This is a genomic window from Rhodococcus sp. LMD (genome assembly GCF_056108245.1).
In genome coordinates, this window is sequence record NZ_CM148557.1 from 3,609,084 (window position 1) to 3,622,844 (window position 13,761).

The window sequence follows — 13,761 nt, forward strand, 5'->3', positions numbered from 1 at the left end:
TCAGTTCTCCTTGAACGGGAAGCCGAGGTGCTTGAGCAGGGCACGGCCTTCTTCGTTGTTGGTGGCGGTCGTGACGACGGTGATGTCCATGCCGCGCGGACGGTCGATCTTGTCCACGTCGATCTCGTGGAACATCGACTGCTCGTTCAGGCCGAACGTGTAGTTGCCGTTGCCGTCGAACTGGTTGCCGTTGAGGCCGCGGAAGTCCCGGATACGGGGCAGCGCGATGGAGACCAGGCGGTCCAGGAACTCCCACATGCGGTCGCCGCGCAGCGTGACGCGCGCGCCGATCGGCATGCCCTCACGCAGCTTGAACTGGGCGATCGACTTGCGGGCCTTGCGGATCTCCGGCTTCTGACCGGTGATCAGAGCGAGGTCGGCGACGGCGCCGTTGATCAGCTTCGCGTCGCGGGCGGCGTCACCGACACCCATGTTGACGACGACCTTCACGACGCCGGGGATCTGCATGACGTTCGCGTAGTCGAACTCCGCGTTCAGCGCGTCGCGGATCTCCTCGCGGTACCGGGTCTTCAGACGCGGTGTGGTCTTGTTCTCGGTGGTGGTCATGTCAGATGTCCTTCCCGTTCTTCCGGGAAATCCGAACGCGCTTGCCGGTTTCCTCGTCGGACCGGTAGCCCACGCGGGTGGGGTTGCCGTCCGAGTCGATGACAGCGACGTTGGAAACGTGGATCGGGGCCTCCTGCGTCACGATGCCCCCGGAGGAGGCGCCGCGCTCGTTGGCCGAGACCGCCGTGTGCTTCTTGATCCGGTTCACGCCCTCGACGAGGACCCGGTTCTCCTTCGGGTAGGCCGCGATGACCTTGCCCTTGGCACCCTTGTCCTTGCCCGAGATGACGAGCACGGTGTCGCCCTTGTGCACCTTCATCACAGCACCTCCGGAGCGAGCGAGACGATCTTCATGAACCGCTTGTCGCGCAGCTCGCGGCCGACGGGGCCGAAGATGCGGGTGCCGCGCGGGTCGTTGTCACCCTTGATGATGACGGCGGCGTTCTCGTCGAACTTGATGTACGAGCCGTCCGGCCGGCGGCGCTCCTTGGCGGTGCGCACGATCACGGCCTTGACGACGTCACCGCGCTTGACGTTGCCACCGGGGATCGCGTCCTTCACGGTGGCGACGATGATGTCACCGATACCGGCGTAGCGACGGGACGAGCCACCGAGAACGCGGATGCAGAGGATCTCCTTGGCACCCGTGTTGTCGGCGACGCGCAGTCGCGACTCCTGCTGGATCACTTACTTCTCCTTGACCTGGATTGGTGTGTGCGTCAGATTTCCGACCTGGACGCACGCGGTCGTCGGTCGCCCACGGCGCACGCGCGCAAGACACACGGGTCCCGTGAGGCAACCCGTCCAGGGTAGGCGATATACCTCACGCAGGGCAAATCCGCGAACCGTGAGGTCGCTCCCTACCCCGGACCCGGGCGTGTCGTTCCCGGGATCGTCCCGGAACGACCGACGGCACCCGCACCGGCGCACGAGGCGAACGGTGTGGGTGCCGTACTCGATCGTCGTCGACGATGCGAGGAGGACCTACTTGGCCTTCTCGAGCACCTCGACCAGACGCCACCGCTTGGTCGCGGACAGCGGACGGGTCTCCATCAGCTGCACGCGGTCGCCGATGCCGGCCACGCCGTTCTCGTCGTGCGCCTTCACCTTGGTGGTACGGCGGATGATCTTGCCGTACAGCGGGTGCTTCACCCGGTCCTCGAGCTCGACCACGATCGTCTTCTCCATCTTGTCGGAGACGACGTAGCCGATGCGGACCTTGCGGCTGGCGCGCTCTTCCTTCTGGGTCACTGCCTTTTCCTCACTCATGCCGCGTCACCCGCATCCGGGCCGGAGGCCAGGCCGAGCTCGCGCTCACGCAGCACCGTGTAGATGCGGGCGATCTCGTTGCGCACGACGCGCAGCCGGCGGTTGTTGTCCAGCTGGCCGGTGGCCATCTGGAAACGAAGGTTGAACAGCTCTTCCTTCGCCTCGCGGAGCTTGGTGACCAGCTCTTCCTCGGTCAGCTCGCGGAGCTCTGTGGCGGGGGTTCCGGTAGCCATCAGAACTGCTCCTCCCTCGTCACGATCCTGCACTTGCACGGGAGCTTGTGCATCGCGCGCCGGAGGGCTTCGCGGGCAATCTCCTCGTTCGGGTAGCTCATCTCGAACATCACCCGTCCGGGCTTGACGTTCGCGACCCACCACTCGGGCGAACCCTTACCGGAACCCATGCGGGTCTCGGCGGGCTTCTTGGTGAGGGGGCGATCCGGGAAGATGTTGATCCAGATCTTGCCGCCACGCTTGATGTGCCGGGTCATGGCGATACGAGCGGACTCGATCTGCCGGTTGGTGATGTAGGCCGGCTCGAGAGCCTGGATGCCGTAGTCACCGAAGGTCACCTGGGTCCCACCCTTGGCGGCACCCGAGCGGCTCGGGTGGTGCTGCTTGCGGTGCTTGACCCGCCGTGGGATCAACATGCGTCAGCCCTCCTGATTCTCGGTCGGAGCGGGTGCATCGGCGGAGGCGGCGCGGCCGGCGTCGGTGCTCGTCGCGGTGGTGCCCGAGGCACCGGAACGACGGGGACGGCTCGGACGCTCGCGACGGGGGCGGTCGGCCGGGGCGGCGGCGGCAGCGGCCAGCTCACGACGGCCACCGACGATGTCGCCCTTGTAGATCCAGACCTTCACGCCGATGCGGCCGAAGGTGGTCTTCGCCTCGTACAGGCCGTAGTCGATGTCCGCACGCAGCGTGTGCAGCGGGACGCGGCCTTCGCGGTAGAACTCCGAGCGGGACATCTCGGCGCCGCCGAGGCGGCCCGAGCACTGCACCCGGATGCCCTTGACGTTGGGCTGACGCATGGCCGACTGGATGGCCTTGCGCATCGCGCGACGGAACGCGACACGGTTCGAGAGCTGCTCGGCGACGCCCTGCGCCACCAGCTGGGCCTCGGACTCGGCGTTCTTGACCTCGAGGATGTTCAGCTGAACCTGCTTGCCGGTCAGCTTCTCGAGCTCGGCGCGGATGCGATCGGCCTCGGCGCCGCGGCGGCCGATGACGATGCCCGGACGCGCGGTGTGGATGTCCACACGCACACGGTCACGGGTGCGCTCGATCTCGACCTTGGCGATGCCGGCGCGTTCGAGGCCGGTGGCCAGGAACTTGCGGATCGCGACGTCTTCCTTCACGTACTCCGCGTACTGCTTGTCGGCGTACCAGCGCGACTTCCAGTCGGTGGTGATGCCCAGACGGAAGCCGTGCGGGTTGATCTTCTGGCCCACTACTGAGCTCCCTTCCGGCGGTTACGGTTTCCAGCAGACGCAGGCGCCTTGCTCTCGACGATCACGGTGATGTGGCTCGTCCGCTTGCGGATGCGGAATGCACGGCCCTGGGCACGCGGCTGGAACCGCTTGAGGGTCGCGCCCTCGTCGACGTACGCCGTGGCGACGACGAGCGTGCTCGGGTCGAGGTCCAGGTTGTTCTGCGCGTTCGCGGCGGCGCTCGCGATCACCTTGGCGACCGGCTCGGCCGCGGACTGCGGCGCGAACTTCAGGATCGACAGAGCCTCGTCCACGGTCTTGCCCCGGACGATGTCGACGACGCGACGCGCCTTCATCGGGGTCACACGCACGTGGCGCGCAACAGCCCGAGCGCTCTTGTTTGTGGTTTCAGTGCTCATCGACGCTTGCTCTTCCGGTCGTCCTTGATGTGGCCCTTGAACGTACGGGTCGGCGCGAACTCGCCGAGCTTGTGGCCGACCATCGACTCCGAGACGAACACCGGCACGTGCTTGCGACCGTCGTGGACGGCGAACGTGTGACCGATGAAGTCGGGCAGAATGGTGGAACGGCGCGACCAGGTCTTGATGACCTGCTTGGTGCCCTTTTCGTTCTGCGTATCGACCTTCGCCAGGAGGTGGTCGTCGACGAACGGGCCCTTCTTGAGGCTGCGTGGCATTCTCTAACTCCCTCCTTGACTAGCGCTTCTTGCCGGTACGGCGACGACGGACGATGAGCTTGTCGGACGCCTTGTTCTTGCGGGTGCGGCCCTCGGGCTTGCCCCACGGGCTGACCGGGTGGCGACCACCGGAGGTCTTGCCCTCACCACCGCCGTGCGGGTGGTCGACCGGGTTCATGACCACACCGCGGACGGTCGGGCGCTTGCCCTTCCAGCGCATGCGGCCGGCCTTGCCCCAGTTGATGTTCGACTGCTCGGCGTTGCCGACCTCGCCGACGGTGGCGCGGCAGCGCACGTCGACGCGACGGATCTCACCGGACGGCATACGCAGGGTGGCGTAGGTGCCTTCCTTACCGAGCAGCTGGATGCTGGCGCCGGCGGAGCGGGCCATCTTGGCACCGCCGCCCGGGCGCAGTTCCACCGCGTGGATGGTGGTACCGGTCGGGATGTTGCGCAGCGGCAGGTTGTTGCCGGGCTTGATGTCGGCCTGCGGGCCGGACTCGACCGGAGCACCCTGCACCAGGCCCTTGGGGGCGATGATGTAGCGCTTCTCGCCGTCCACGTAGTGCAGCAGGGCGATGCGGGCGGTGCGGTTGGGGTCGTACTCGATGTGAGCGACCTTGGCCGGGATGCCGTCCTTGTCGTTGCGGCGGAAGTCGATCAGGCGGTAGGCACGCTTGTGTCCGCCACCCTTGTGCCGGGTGGTGATGCGGCCGTGCGCGTTGCGGCCACCACGGCCGTGCAGCGGGCGAACCAGCGACTTCTCGGGCGTCGAGCGGGTGATCTCGGCGAAGTCCGAGACACTCGCGCCGCGCCGACCCGGGGTTGTCGGCTTGTACTTACGAATTGCCATGAGTCTTCTCGTCCTCTATCTCTCGAGTCCCGGCCGCCTAGGCGACCGGCCCTCCGAAGATCTCGATGGGCTTGCTGTCGGCCGACAGGGTCACGAGCGCGCGCTTGGTGTCCTTGCGCTTGCCGTAACCGAACCGGGTCCGCTTGCGCTTGCCCTGACGGTTGGCGGTGTTGACGCTGGTCACCTTGACGCCGAAGACCTTCTCGACGGCAATCTTGATCTGCGTCTTGTTCGAGTCCGGGTGCACCAGGAAGGTGTAGGTGCCCTCCTCCATCAGCCCGTAGGACTTCTCGGAGATGACCGGAGCCAGCAGGATGTCGCGCGGATCCGCGATCGTGCTCACTTGCTCTCCTCCTTCTCTACCTGGGCGGACTCGGCCGGCCCGTGGATGAACGCGTTGAGCGCCTCGACGCTGAACACGACGTCGTCGCTGTAGAGCACGTCGTAGGTGTTCAGCTGGTCCGGAGCGATCGCGTGCACGTTCTGCAGGTTCTGCACGCTCTTCCACGCCGCGAGATCCTCACGGCCGACGACGAGGAGCAGGTTCTTGCGATCGGTCAGCTCCGCGAGGAAGGTACGCGCGCCCTTGGTGGACGGCGCCTGCCCGGCGACGAGCTCGGTGATCACGTGGATGCGCTCGTTGCGAGCCCGGTCGGAGAGGGCGCCGCGGAGGGCGGCAGCCTTCATCTTCTTGGGCGTGCGCTGGCTGTAGTCGCGCGGCTGCGGGCCGTGGACGGTGCCACCGCCGGCGAACTGCGGCGCGCGGGTCGAGCCCTGGCGGGCGCGGCCGGTGCCCTTCTGGCGGTACGGCTTCCTGCCACCGCCGCGGACCTCGCCGCGGGTCTTGGTGGCGTGCGTGCCCTGGCGAGCCGCGGCGAGCTGCGCGACGACCACCTGGTGGAGCAGCGCGATGTTCGCGGGGGCGTCGAAGATCTCGGCGGGGAGATCGACGGTGCCGTTGGTCTGGCCGCCGGGGGCCTTGACGTCGAGCGTCAGCTTGGTTGCGGTCTCGGTGCTGGTCATGCCCGTGCACCACCCTTCACTGCGGTCTTGACGATCACGACGCCGCCCTTGCGGCCCGGGATCGCACCCTTGATCAGCAGCAGGCCGTTCTCGGCGTCCACCTTGTGGACCGAGAGGTTCTGCGTCGTGACGCGGTCGCTACCCATGCGCCCGGACATGCGGGTTCCCTTGAACACGCGGCCCGGCGTGGCGCAGCCACCGATGGAGCCCGGACGACGGTGCACAGCCTGCGCACCGTGCGAGGCGCCCTGACCGGCGAAGCCGTGACGCTTCATGGTGCCGGCGAAGCCCTTGCCCTTGGAGGTGCCGGTGACGTCGACGAATGCGCCGTCCTCGAAGACCTCGGCGGTGAGCTCCTGGCCGATCTCGATGCCGTCGGTGTCGTCGACACGCAGCTCGACGATGTGGCGCCGAGGAGTGACGCCCGCCTTCGCGAACTGGCCGGCGACCGGCTTGGTGACCTTGCGCGGGTCGATCGCACCGTAGGCGAGCTGCACGGCGCTGTAGCCGTCGCGCTCCTCGGTACGGATCTGGGTGACCACGTTCGGTCCGGCCTTGACGACGGTGACCGGAACGACCCGGTTGTTCTCGTCGAAGACCTGGGTCATGCCGAGCTTGGTGCCCAGGATTCCCTTGATCTGGTTAGTCATGTGTTGTCTCCGCTGCGTCTTCTACAAGCTCGCTGGTCTCGAAAGTCACTGAATGTTGACGTCGACGCTCGCCGGGAGGTCGATGCGCATGAGCGCGTCGACGGTCTTGGGCGTCGGGTCGAGGATGTCGATCAGCCGCTTGTGAGTCCGCATCTCGAAGTGCTCGCGCGAGTCCTTGTACTTGTGCGGCGAGCGGATGACGCAGTACACGTTCTTTTCGGTGGGCAACGGCACCGGGCCGACCACGCGAGCGCCCGTACGGGTCACCGTCTCGACGATCTTGCGCGCAGATGCGTCGATCGCCTCATGGTCATAGGCCTTGAGCCTGATGCGGATCTTTTGTCCCGCCACGCTTATGTGTCCTTTTCTTGCCGCGTTTCGTAGCACCCGAGCGAATCGGGAACCACCTCGTCTGCACAGTTCCGCCCGAACGGCGACGGCGAACAGCACTCTCCACACCTCGTGACCGGGCGCACCCGATCCGCATGCCGCTGTTCATCTGTCATTGTTCTCCGGCACACGCGGTCGGGCGTGTCGCCCTACTGCTCGCTCCGCAGCGTCGAACCGATGCTCGACACCACGGACCGACCTGCCGGATGTACCCGTACGGGTACAGGGAGGTACTGCTTCCGTCTTGCATGTGGCCGCGACCAGGCCGTCAGGCTCGATCCGCGACTGTCACTCGATCTCGTTCCGAGCCGCGGAAAACCGTGACCCGGTCAAGGCAACCCGACCAGTATGCAGGACCGCCCCGGCATTCTCAACTTCGCGTCGGCAGGACGGCCGTCACAATCCTCCGGTCGACAGGGTCGCCGGCGTCCGCACCGGCGCCGCCGCCCCGAGCGTATTGGTCGGATCGGGACCCGGGCCCGGAACCGTCGGCGTGACCACCGGCAGTTCCCGCGCCGCCGGCGCGACCGTCGGCACCTCGCGCCACACCGGCAGCGCCTCCTGCAGGGCCAGCCCCACCGAGATCAACCCGGATTCCTGCCACGGCAGCGCACCCAGCTGGACGCCGAACGGCAGCCCGGTCACCGCCGAGCGGCCGACGGGGAACGAAACAGCCGGGGCGCCGGTGTAATTGGCCCACTGGACGTCGCCGGCCACCCCGGACAGCACGCTCAGACCCGCGAACGCATCGCGGGGACAGCCGTCGTCGAGCGCGCCCGGCAGGGCGATCACGTCGAGCTCGTGGTCGCGGAACATGGCGTTGTACTGGTGCTGATAACGCAGCCGGTCCTGCTCCAGCGAGAAGTAGTCGGCGACGGGCAGCGCCAGAGAGGCCACTGCGGCACTGACGAGCGGCGCGAGGTCGATGCGGTACTCGCCGATCCGGTCGGCGAACTGCCGGTGGTAGGCGCCCATCTCCGCGGTGTCACCGGCCAGGAGCGACTCCGGCGGGTGGGGCATCGACACCGGAACGAGCTCGGCACCCAGTGCGCGCGCCGTCGCGAGGAACTCGTCGAACAGCCGCCGCAGCTCCGGTGCCAACCGGTCGGTCGCGCCGTGCGGGAGGCCGATACGGACGCCCGCGAGCGGGGTCGCCCCGGCGGGCGGTGTCAGCGGGTAGCCCCCCTCGGGCACGCCGGGGCCGCCGGCCGTCACCGGGTCGTCCGTCTCCTCGCCCGCGAGGACACCGAGCAGCAGCGAGGCGTCCGCGAGGCTGTGCCCGATGGGGCCGGGATGGTCCCTGGTCCAGGTGAGCGGGATCATCCCGTGCGAGGTGACCCGCCCGTACGTCGGCTTGATCGTCGAGACGCCGCACGCGCTCGCCGGCAGCCGCAGCGAACCGCCGGTGTCGCTCCCGACGGACAAGGGGGCGAAGCGGGCCGCCACCGCGGCCGCGCTGCCGCCCGACGAGCCGCCCGGGGAGTACCGCGGGTTCCACGGGTTCGCCACCTGTGGGGTCACGACACCGATCGCGAACTCGTCGGTGTGCACGTGACCGAGCAGGACCGCCCCGGCGTCCCGCAGCCGGCGCCACACGCCGGAATCCCCGGCGGCGACGTTGTCCCGGAGCACGTTGCTCGACGCCGTGAGCGGAAGCCCGCCCACCGCGAACAGATCCTTGAGCGCGATCGGCAGCCCGCACACCGGCGAGACGGGCTCGCCCGTCGTCCGGGCGGCGGTGAGCCGGGTGGCCGCCGCGTCGGCGGCGGCATAGGCGAGGTCCGGATAGAGGTGGATCCACGCGCCGACGCCGCCGTCGTGGTCCCGGGTACGGCGCAGGTACGCATCGAGGAGTTCGCGCGGATGCAGCTGTCCGGACTGCAGCAGACTGGCCGCCTCGACCGCGCTCAACATGGCCGGATCGGTGGCCGGGACGGTCGCCGGGTCGGGAAGACGAGACACCGGCCGGGCCTCGGCACGTACGCCGGGGAGCAATCCGAGTCCGACGACGCCGCCGGCAGCGGTGCCGAGGAATCGGCGCCGAGACGTTCGGTGACTCACCGGCTCGACGTTAGTGCCGGCTTCGCATACCCGCAGGGCGAGCACACCGAGCCACCCTCCCCCACGGCGGGTGACCGGTGCGCGATAATCCGTCGGACGGAACCGACCGGTATACCGGAACGCAGGACTGTAGGGAGTGCCGATGACGTCTTCTGCCCAGTCCCGGGCGTCCGGGGGCCGGCCGCTGCGCCGCAGGCCACAGCTGTCGGACGACGTGGCGGTGCACGTCCGCAACCTCATCATGTCCGGCGGGGTCCGGCCCGGTGACTTCATCCGGCTGGACGAGACCGCCGCCGAACTCGGCGTGAGCGTCACCCCCGTGCGTGAGGCATTGCTCACACTGCGCGGCGAGGGACTCGTGGAGCTCGTTCCACACCGCGGTTACGTCGTCGCGCCGTTGAGCCGGGGCGACATCGACGACCTGTTCTGGCTGCAGGGACAGATCGCGGAGGAGCTCGCGCGCCGGGCGGCGGCGGCGATCACCCCGGAGACCGTCGCGGAACTCTCCGACCTCAACGAACGTCTCGCCGAGGCGGTGCGCGGCGGTGACGGGGCGCGGATCGAGGACCTCGAATTCGCGTTCCACCGCACCCTCAACCGCGTGACCGGCGCGCGGAAACTGTCGTGGTTCCTACTCAACGCCACCCGCTACACCCCGGTGCACTTCTATTCGTCCGACCCCGCCTGGGGCGCCGCCGCCGTCGCGTCGCACCGCCGCCTGATCGACGCGCTCGGCCGCGCGGACACCGATTCCGCAGGTGAGGAGACCCGCCGGCACTTCACCGACGGGGCCCGGCGCCTGGTCCGGCACCTCGACGAGATCGGCGTCTGGAGCTGACGCGGCCGCCGCGCGGCACTCGCAGGCCACCCGGACCGCACGGGGCGGCCGGTAACATCGCGGCGTGACGGCGGGATCTACTCGTCGACGGGTCCGCGAGCGGCCGACCGAGAGTTCCACGGCGGAGAGTGATGCTGAGATACCACGACGAAGCGGTCCTCGTCGACGACCTGCACAAGTCGTTCGGCGACGTCCATGCCCTCAAGGGCATCACGTTCTCCGCCCCGCGCGGCTCGGTCCTCGGCATTCTCGGTCCCAACGGCGCCGGCAAGACCACGACGGTGAAGATCCTGTCCACACTGCTGCGCCCGACGAGCGGGCGCGCGGTGATCGCGGGACACGACGTGGTCGCCGACCCGGCCGCCGTGCGCCGCTCGATCATGATGACCGGGCAGTACGCCGCCCTCGACGAGACGCTGTCGGGCCGGGAGAATCTGATCCTCTTCGGCCGTCTGATGGGTCTCGACCGCGCGGCCGCCCGCCAGCGCGCCGACGATCTGCTCCGCGAATTCGACCTGGTCGACGCCGGCAAACGGGCGGTGCGGCACTACTCCGGCGGCATGCGCCGCCGCGTCGACATCGCGTGCGGTCTCGTCGTGCGCCCCGAGGTGGTCTTCCTCGACGAGCCGACCACCGGTCTCGATCCCCGCAGCCGGCAGGGCGTCTGGTCCCTGGTCGGCGCGCTCAAGAAGCAGGGCATCACGGTGCTGCTGACGACGCAGTACCTCGAAGAGGCCGACCTGCTCAGCGACAACATCATCGTCATCGACCGGGGCACCGTCGTCGCCGAGGGCACGGCCAACCAGCTCAAGGCCTCGACCGGAGGCAGCTACTGCGAGATCGTCCCGGCCGATCCGAAGGCCCTGCCGTGGGTGGTGCACGCACTCGGCAACCTCGTCCCGGGCGACGTCCGGGCGGAACTGGCCGCGTCCGACTCCAACGACCGGGTCTCCATCCCGGCGCCGCACGGTCCGGCGACCCTCGCCGAGGCCCTGCGCCGGCTGGCACCCACCCGGATCGAGCTGGCCGACATCGGTCTGCGCCGGCCGTCGCTCGACGACGTGTTCCTCAGCCTCACCGGCCACACGGCCGGCGCCGATGCCCAGGAACCGACGACGGGAGAGCCGGCGTGACCGTGCACACCAAGAGCATCAGCGCCCAGCGGGTGCGGCACGACGCGAAGATCACCCTCCCGGAGAAGCGGGTCGGTTCGCACCGACGGGCCGACCCGACGGTGCTCAACCAGTGGAGTGCGCTCACGATGCGCACCGTTCGCACCATGGCGCGGTACGGCGAGCTCGTCGTCGCCGCGATCACCCCGGTCGTCTTCGGCCTCGGTTTCTACCTGCCGCTGAAGTTCGTCATGTCGCTGCAGGGCATCGACTACGCGCAGTACCTGATGCCGATCATCGTCCTGCAGGCGATGGCGTTCACCGCCATCTCGGCGGCGCAGCTGTCCTCGGGCGAGGCGATGACGGGCCTGACGAGCCGGTTGCAGACCATGCCCGTGTTCAGCGCGGTCCCGCTGCTCTCCCGGATGTCGAGCGCGATGTTGCGGTCCGTCGTGTCCCTGGCGGGGGCGCTGCTGTTCGGGTACGCGATCGGGTTCCGGTTCTCGGCGGGATTCGCCCAGGCGATGCTGTTCTGTGCCACCGCCCTGGCGATCAGTCTCGTCCTGGCGCTGGGCGCCGACGCGATCGGCACGCTGTCGAAGAGTCCCGAGGCCACCGCGCAGGCCCTGACGCTGCCGCAGCTGATCCTCGGCATGCTCTCGTGCGGCTTCGTCCCGGAGGAGGGCTTCCCCGAGTGGATCCGGCCGTTCGTCCGCAACCAGCCCATCTCGCAGTTCTCGTTCGCCATGCAGGACATGGCGGAGGGCGGCGTCACCTGGCAGGTCCTCTTCCCCACCGTGGCCTGGTGCACGGGTCTCGCGCTCGTGTTCGCGCCGCTCGCCGTGTGGGCCAGCACGAGGCGGGGGTGATCCGCAGATGACCGGAACGCCCGACGCCCGGCCCGTCGACGCCGACGGCGCCGCATTCGCCTTCCTGGACCCCACGCGCGCCCACCCGGAGCGATCGTCGGCGGCGCTGTGGGAGCACAGCCGAATCCAGTGCGGGCGCCTGCTGCTGCGCTGGGCGCGCGATCCCGCGACGATGATCCAGGCTCTGCTCTACCCCGCGCTGACCCTGCTGATGTTCCGGGTCGTGCTCGGCAACACCGTGACCGCCGCGACCGGTCAGCCCGCGATCTACGGCACGGTCCCGATGATCATCCTCGTCGGTGCCATGTTCGGCTCGGTGGTCAGCGCCGTGGGTCTGCGTACGGAGCGGCAGACGGGACTGCTCGGCCGCTTCTACACCCTGCCGATCCACCGGGCGGCCGGGCTGTTGGGCCGGATGTTCGCCGAGGCGGTCCGGGTGCTGGCCACCACCATCGTCATCCTGGCGGCCGGGGTGGCTCTGGGGTTCCGGTTCACGCAGGGATACCTCGCCGTGCTCGGGATTCTGGTGATCCCGATCCTCTTCGGGATCGGGTTCGCCCTCATGGTCACCGTCCTCGCCACCATGTCGAGCAAGCTGCCTCTCGTGGAACTGGTGTCGATCGGGTGCACCCTGCTGATGTTCTTCAACTCCGGGTTCGTCCCGGTGATGGCCTACCCGAGGTGGCTGCAACCGATCGTGGAGAACCAGCCGATGTCGTGTGCGATCGACGCGATGAAGGCGCTGGCGATGGGCGGTCCGCTCGCCGAACCGCTCGTCAAGACACTGCTGTGGTTCTTCCTCGCCGTCGCCTTGTTCACGGTGCCGGCCATCCGGGGCTATCGGCGCGCGGCCGAGGAGGGCTGATCGCGGCGACCCCGAGCGGCCACCCCCGGCTGTTATCCTGTCCGCCGACCGCGGCCGCACAACGGCTGCAGCAAGCAGCCGAGGCACTGTCACCCAGTGCGGCCCACGGAGGAATGCCGATGAAGTATGCCCGCCGGATCACCGTCGCCGTGATGGCGGCCGCCCTGGCCGCCGCCGGGCCGGCACTGCCCACGGCTGCCGCGGAGCCCACGACTGCCGCGGAGCCCACGTCCTTGCCGGCGCTGCTCGACTCGATGGGGCCGAGTCCCGCCGGAGCGAACGACCTCGACTGTGTGCCCTCCCCCGAGCATCCCCGGCCGGTTGTTCTCGTCCACGGGACGAGGATGGACATGACCGGCACGTGGGCCGTTGCAGCCCCGCAGCTCGCCGATCTCGGCTACTGCGTCTACGCCCTGAACTACGGCGGCATCCGCTCGCTGGTCGACCCGGAGCTGATGGTCTGGGGGGTCGGGAGCATCGAGGACTCCGCGAAGCAGGTCGGCGAGTTCGTCGATGCGGTGCTCACTCACACCGGAGCGGACCAGGTCGACCTCGTGGGGCACTCGCAGGGTGGACCGGTCTCCCGCCAGTACCTGCGGTTCGAGGGTGGCGCGGACCCGGTGGACCCGGACCGCAACAAGGTCGACAAACTGGTGATGCTCGGCGCCACCAACCACGGAACCACGTTCAATGGCATGCAGCAGCTGTACTCCCTGTTCGCCCGTCTCGGGCTGGGGAACGAGGAATGGGCCACCGAACGCCTCGCGCAGATGGTCTTCGGTATCGCGGGACGTCAGCAGCTGATCGGATCGCGCGTGTTGGCCCGGCTCAACTCCGGGGCCGAGACCTTGCCGGGAATCGAGTACACCTCGATCGCCACCCGTCAGGACACGGTCGCCACGCCACCGGAGAATGCCTTCCTGCAGCCCAGCGAGAACAGCGTGGTGCACAACGTGTGGCTCGAGGACGCGTGTCCGACCAGCCCGGCCGATCACCTCGCCCTGCTCGAACTGCCCGAGTCGCTGCACCTGGTGAAGTCGGCTCTCGATCCGCAGTACGCCGAGACCGTGCCGGCCCCGTGCACGGCGCCTCCCACCGGCTAGACACTCGACAGTCGCGGCACGCGAACGGCCCCTCC

General features: G+C 68.7%; 20 protein-coding genes. 5 read left to right on the top strand and 15 right to left on the bottom strand.

What is annotated here, in order from left to right; translation table 11 throughout:
• The 15 genes from rplE to ACWPQI_RS16790 form a co-directional block, all read right to left on the bottom strand.
• A complete protein-coding gene (gene rplE, locus ACWPQI_RS16720) occupies positions 1-567 on the bottom strand; it encodes a 50S ribosomal protein L5 (RefSeq protein ID WP_003938080.1) in 567 nt (188 codons plus the stop codon).
• 1 nt (position 568) lies between these two features.
• Positions 569-886, bottom strand: a complete 318-nt coding sequence (gene rplX, locus ACWPQI_RS16725; protein WP_010595602.1) for a 50S ribosomal protein L24 — start codon at positions 884-886, stop codon at positions 569-571.
• A complete protein-coding gene (gene rplN / locus ACWPQI_RS16730) occupies positions 886-1,254 on the bottom strand; it encodes a 50S ribosomal protein L14 (protein ID WP_003938082.1) in 369 nt (122 codons plus the stop codon). The genes rplX and rplN overlap by 1 nt, the downstream gene beginning before the upstream one ends.
• 297 nt (positions 1,255-1,551) lie before the next feature.
• The gene (gene rpsQ, locus ACWPQI_RS16735; RefSeq protein WP_026137932.1) at positions 1,552-1,836 is read right to left on the bottom strand and encodes a 30S ribosomal protein S17; all 285 of its coding nucleotides are present in this window, start codon (positions 1,834-1,836) and stop codon (positions 1,552-1,554) included.
• Positions 1,833-2,069 carry a 50S ribosomal protein L29 gene (gene rpmC / locus ACWPQI_RS16740; RefSeq protein ID WP_003938084.1) on the bottom strand — a complete coding sequence of 79 codons (237 nt, stop codon included), beginning with the start codon at positions 2,067-2,069 and terminating at the stop codon, positions 1,833-1,835. Before rpmC ends, rpsQ begins: the two co-directional genes overlap by 4 nt.
• Positions 2,069-2,485, bottom strand: coding sequence for a 50S ribosomal protein L16 (rplP, locus tag ACWPQI_RS16745; RefSeq protein ID WP_006947154.1), 417 nt, complete (start codon positions 2,483-2,485; stop codon positions 2,069-2,071). Before rplP ends, rpmC begins: the two co-directional genes overlap by 1 nt.
• A 3-nt stretch (positions 2,486-2,488) precedes the next feature.
• Complete coding sequence (rpsC, locus tag ACWPQI_RS16750) at positions 2,489-3,286, bottom strand: 30S ribosomal protein S3 (RefSeq protein ID WP_003938086.1); 798 nt, start codon at positions 3,284-3,286, stop codon at positions 2,489-2,491.
• The gene (rplV, locus tag ACWPQI_RS16755) at positions 3,286-3,684 is read right to left on the bottom strand and encodes a 50S ribosomal protein L22 (protein WP_026137933.1); all 399 of its coding nucleotides are present in this window, start codon (positions 3,682-3,684) and stop codon (positions 3,286-3,288) included. The genes rpsC and rplV overlap by 1 nt, the downstream gene beginning before the upstream one ends.
• The gene (gene rpsS, locus ACWPQI_RS16760) at positions 3,681-3,962 is read right to left on the bottom strand and encodes a 30S ribosomal protein S19 (RefSeq protein WP_003938088.1); all 282 of its coding nucleotides are present in this window, start codon (positions 3,960-3,962) and stop codon (positions 3,681-3,683) included. Before rpsS ends, rplV begins: the two co-directional genes overlap by 4 nt.
• A gap of 19 nt (positions 3,963-3,981) precedes the next feature.
• Positions 3,982-4,815 (bottom strand): 50S ribosomal protein L2, encoded by an 834-nt coding sequence (gene rplB, locus ACWPQI_RS16765; RefSeq protein ID WP_003938089.1) that lies wholly within the window; start codon positions 4,813-4,815, stop codon positions 3,982-3,984.
• A 37-nt stretch (positions 4,816-4,852) separates the two neighbouring features.
• The gene (rplW, locus tag ACWPQI_RS16770) at positions 4,853-5,158 is read right to left on the bottom strand and encodes a 50S ribosomal protein L23 (RefSeq protein WP_003938090.1); all 306 of its coding nucleotides are present in this window, start codon (positions 5,156-5,158) and stop codon (positions 4,853-4,855) included.
• Complete coding sequence (gene rplD, locus ACWPQI_RS16775; protein ID WP_458602821.1) at positions 5,155-5,838, bottom strand: 50S ribosomal protein L4; 684 nt, start codon at positions 5,836-5,838, stop codon at positions 5,155-5,157. The genes rplW and rplD overlap by 4 nt, the downstream gene beginning before the upstream one ends.
• Complete coding sequence (gene rplC / locus ACWPQI_RS16780) at positions 5,835-6,488, bottom strand: 50S ribosomal protein L3 (RefSeq protein ID WP_003938092.1); 654 nt, start codon at positions 6,486-6,488, stop codon at positions 5,835-5,837. Before rplC ends, rplD begins: the two co-directional genes overlap by 4 nt.
• Positions 6,489-6,533: 45 nt before the next feature.
• A complete protein-coding gene (rpsJ, locus tag ACWPQI_RS16785; protein ID WP_003938093.1) occupies positions 6,534-6,839 on the bottom strand; it encodes a 30S ribosomal protein S10 in 306 nt (101 codons plus the stop codon).
• 435 nt (positions 6,840-7,274) lie between these two features.
• A complete protein-coding gene (locus tag ACWPQI_RS16790) occupies positions 7,275-8,939 on the bottom strand; it encodes an amidase (protein WP_040272334.1) in 1,665 nt (554 codons plus the stop codon).
• Positions 8,940-9,081: 142 nt separating this feature from the next.
• On the opposite strand from ACWPQI_RS16790, the gene ACWPQI_RS16795 reads away from it, so the two are divergent.
• The 5 genes from ACWPQI_RS16795 to ACWPQI_RS16815 all read left to right on the top strand — a co-directional run bounded on the left by ACWPQI_RS16795 (position 9,082) and on the right by ACWPQI_RS16815 (position 13,726).
• A complete protein-coding gene (locus ACWPQI_RS16795; RefSeq protein ID WP_026137935.1) occupies positions 9,082-9,777 on the top strand; it encodes a GntR family transcriptional regulator in 696 nt (231 codons plus the stop codon).
• Between the two features lie 131 nt (positions 9,778-9,908).
• The gene (locus tag ACWPQI_RS16800) at positions 9,909-10,910 is read left to right on the top strand and encodes a daunorubicin resistance protein DrrA family ABC transporter ATP-binding protein (protein ID WP_010595606.1); all 1,002 of its coding nucleotides are present in this window, start codon (positions 9,909-9,911) and stop codon (positions 10,908-10,910) included.
• Positions 10,907-11,758, top strand: coding sequence for an ABC transporter permease (locus ACWPQI_RS16805; RefSeq protein WP_017681444.1), 852 nt, complete (start codon positions 10,907-10,909; stop codon positions 11,756-11,758). Before ACWPQI_RS16800 ends, ACWPQI_RS16805 begins: the two co-directional genes overlap by 4 nt.
• A 7-nt stretch (positions 11,759-11,765) precedes the next feature.
• A complete protein-coding gene (locus tag ACWPQI_RS16810) occupies positions 11,766-12,623 on the top strand; it encodes an ABC transporter permease (protein WP_017681445.1) in 858 nt (285 codons plus the stop codon).
• A gap of 119 nt (positions 12,624-12,742) precedes the next feature.
• Complete coding sequence (locus ACWPQI_RS16815; protein WP_017681446.1) at positions 12,743-13,726, top strand: lipase family alpha/beta hydrolase; 984 nt, start codon at positions 12,743-12,745, stop codon at positions 13,724-13,726.
• The last annotated feature ends 35 nt before the right edge of the window (positions 13,727-13,761 follow it).

Coding starts and splice junctions, on each gene's coding strand:
- rplE (WP_003938080.1), bottom strand. CDS start 567: ATGACCACCACCGAGAACAAGACCACACCGCGTCTGAAGACCCGGTAC.
- rplX (WP_010595602.1), bottom strand. CDS start 886: ATGAAGGTGCACAAGGGCGACACCGTGCTCGTCATCTCGGGCAAGGAC.
- rpsQ (WP_026137932.1), bottom strand. CDS start 1,836: ATGAGTGAGGAAAAGGCAGTGACCCAGAAGGAAGAGCGCGCCAGCCGC.
- rpmC (WP_003938084.1), bottom strand. CDS start 2,069: ATGGCTACCGGAACCCCCGCCACAGAGCTCCGCGAGCTGACCGAGGAA.
- rplP (WP_006947154.1), bottom strand. CDS start 2,485: ATGTTGATCCCACGGCGGGTCAAGCACCGCAAGCAGCACCACCCGAGC.
- rplV (WP_026137933.1), bottom strand. CDS start 3,684: ATGAGCACTGAAACCACAAACAAGAGCGCTCGGGCTGTTGCGCGCCAC.
- rpsS (WP_003938088.1), bottom strand. CDS start 3,962: ATGCCACGCAGCCTCAAGAAGGGCCCGTTCGTCGACGACCACCTCCTG.
- rplB (WP_003938089.1), bottom strand. CDS start 4,815: ATGGCAATTCGTAAGTACAAGCCGACAACCCCGGGTCGGCGCGGCGCG.
- rplD (WP_458602821.1), bottom strand. CDS start 5,838: ATGACCAGCACCGAGACCGCAACCAAGCTGACGCTCGACGTCAAGGCC.
- rplC (WP_003938092.1), bottom strand. CDS start 6,488: ATGACTAACCAGATCAAGGGAATCCTGGGCACCAAGCTCGGCATGACC.
- ACWPQI_RS16795 (WP_026137935.1), top strand. CDS start 9,082: ATGACGTCTTCTGCCCAGTCCCGGGCGTCCGGGGGCCGGCCGCTGCGC.
- ACWPQI_RS16800 (WP_010595606.1), top strand. CDS start 9,909: ATGCTGAGATACCACGACGAAGCGGTCCTCGTCGACGACCTGCACAAG.
- ACWPQI_RS16810 (WP_017681445.1), top strand. CDS start 11,766: ATGACCGGAACGCCCGACGCCCGGCCCGTCGACGCCGACGGCGCCGCA.
- ACWPQI_RS16815 (WP_017681446.1), top strand. CDS start 12,743: ATGAAGTATGCCCGCCGGATCACCGTCGCCGTGATGGCGGCCGCCCTG.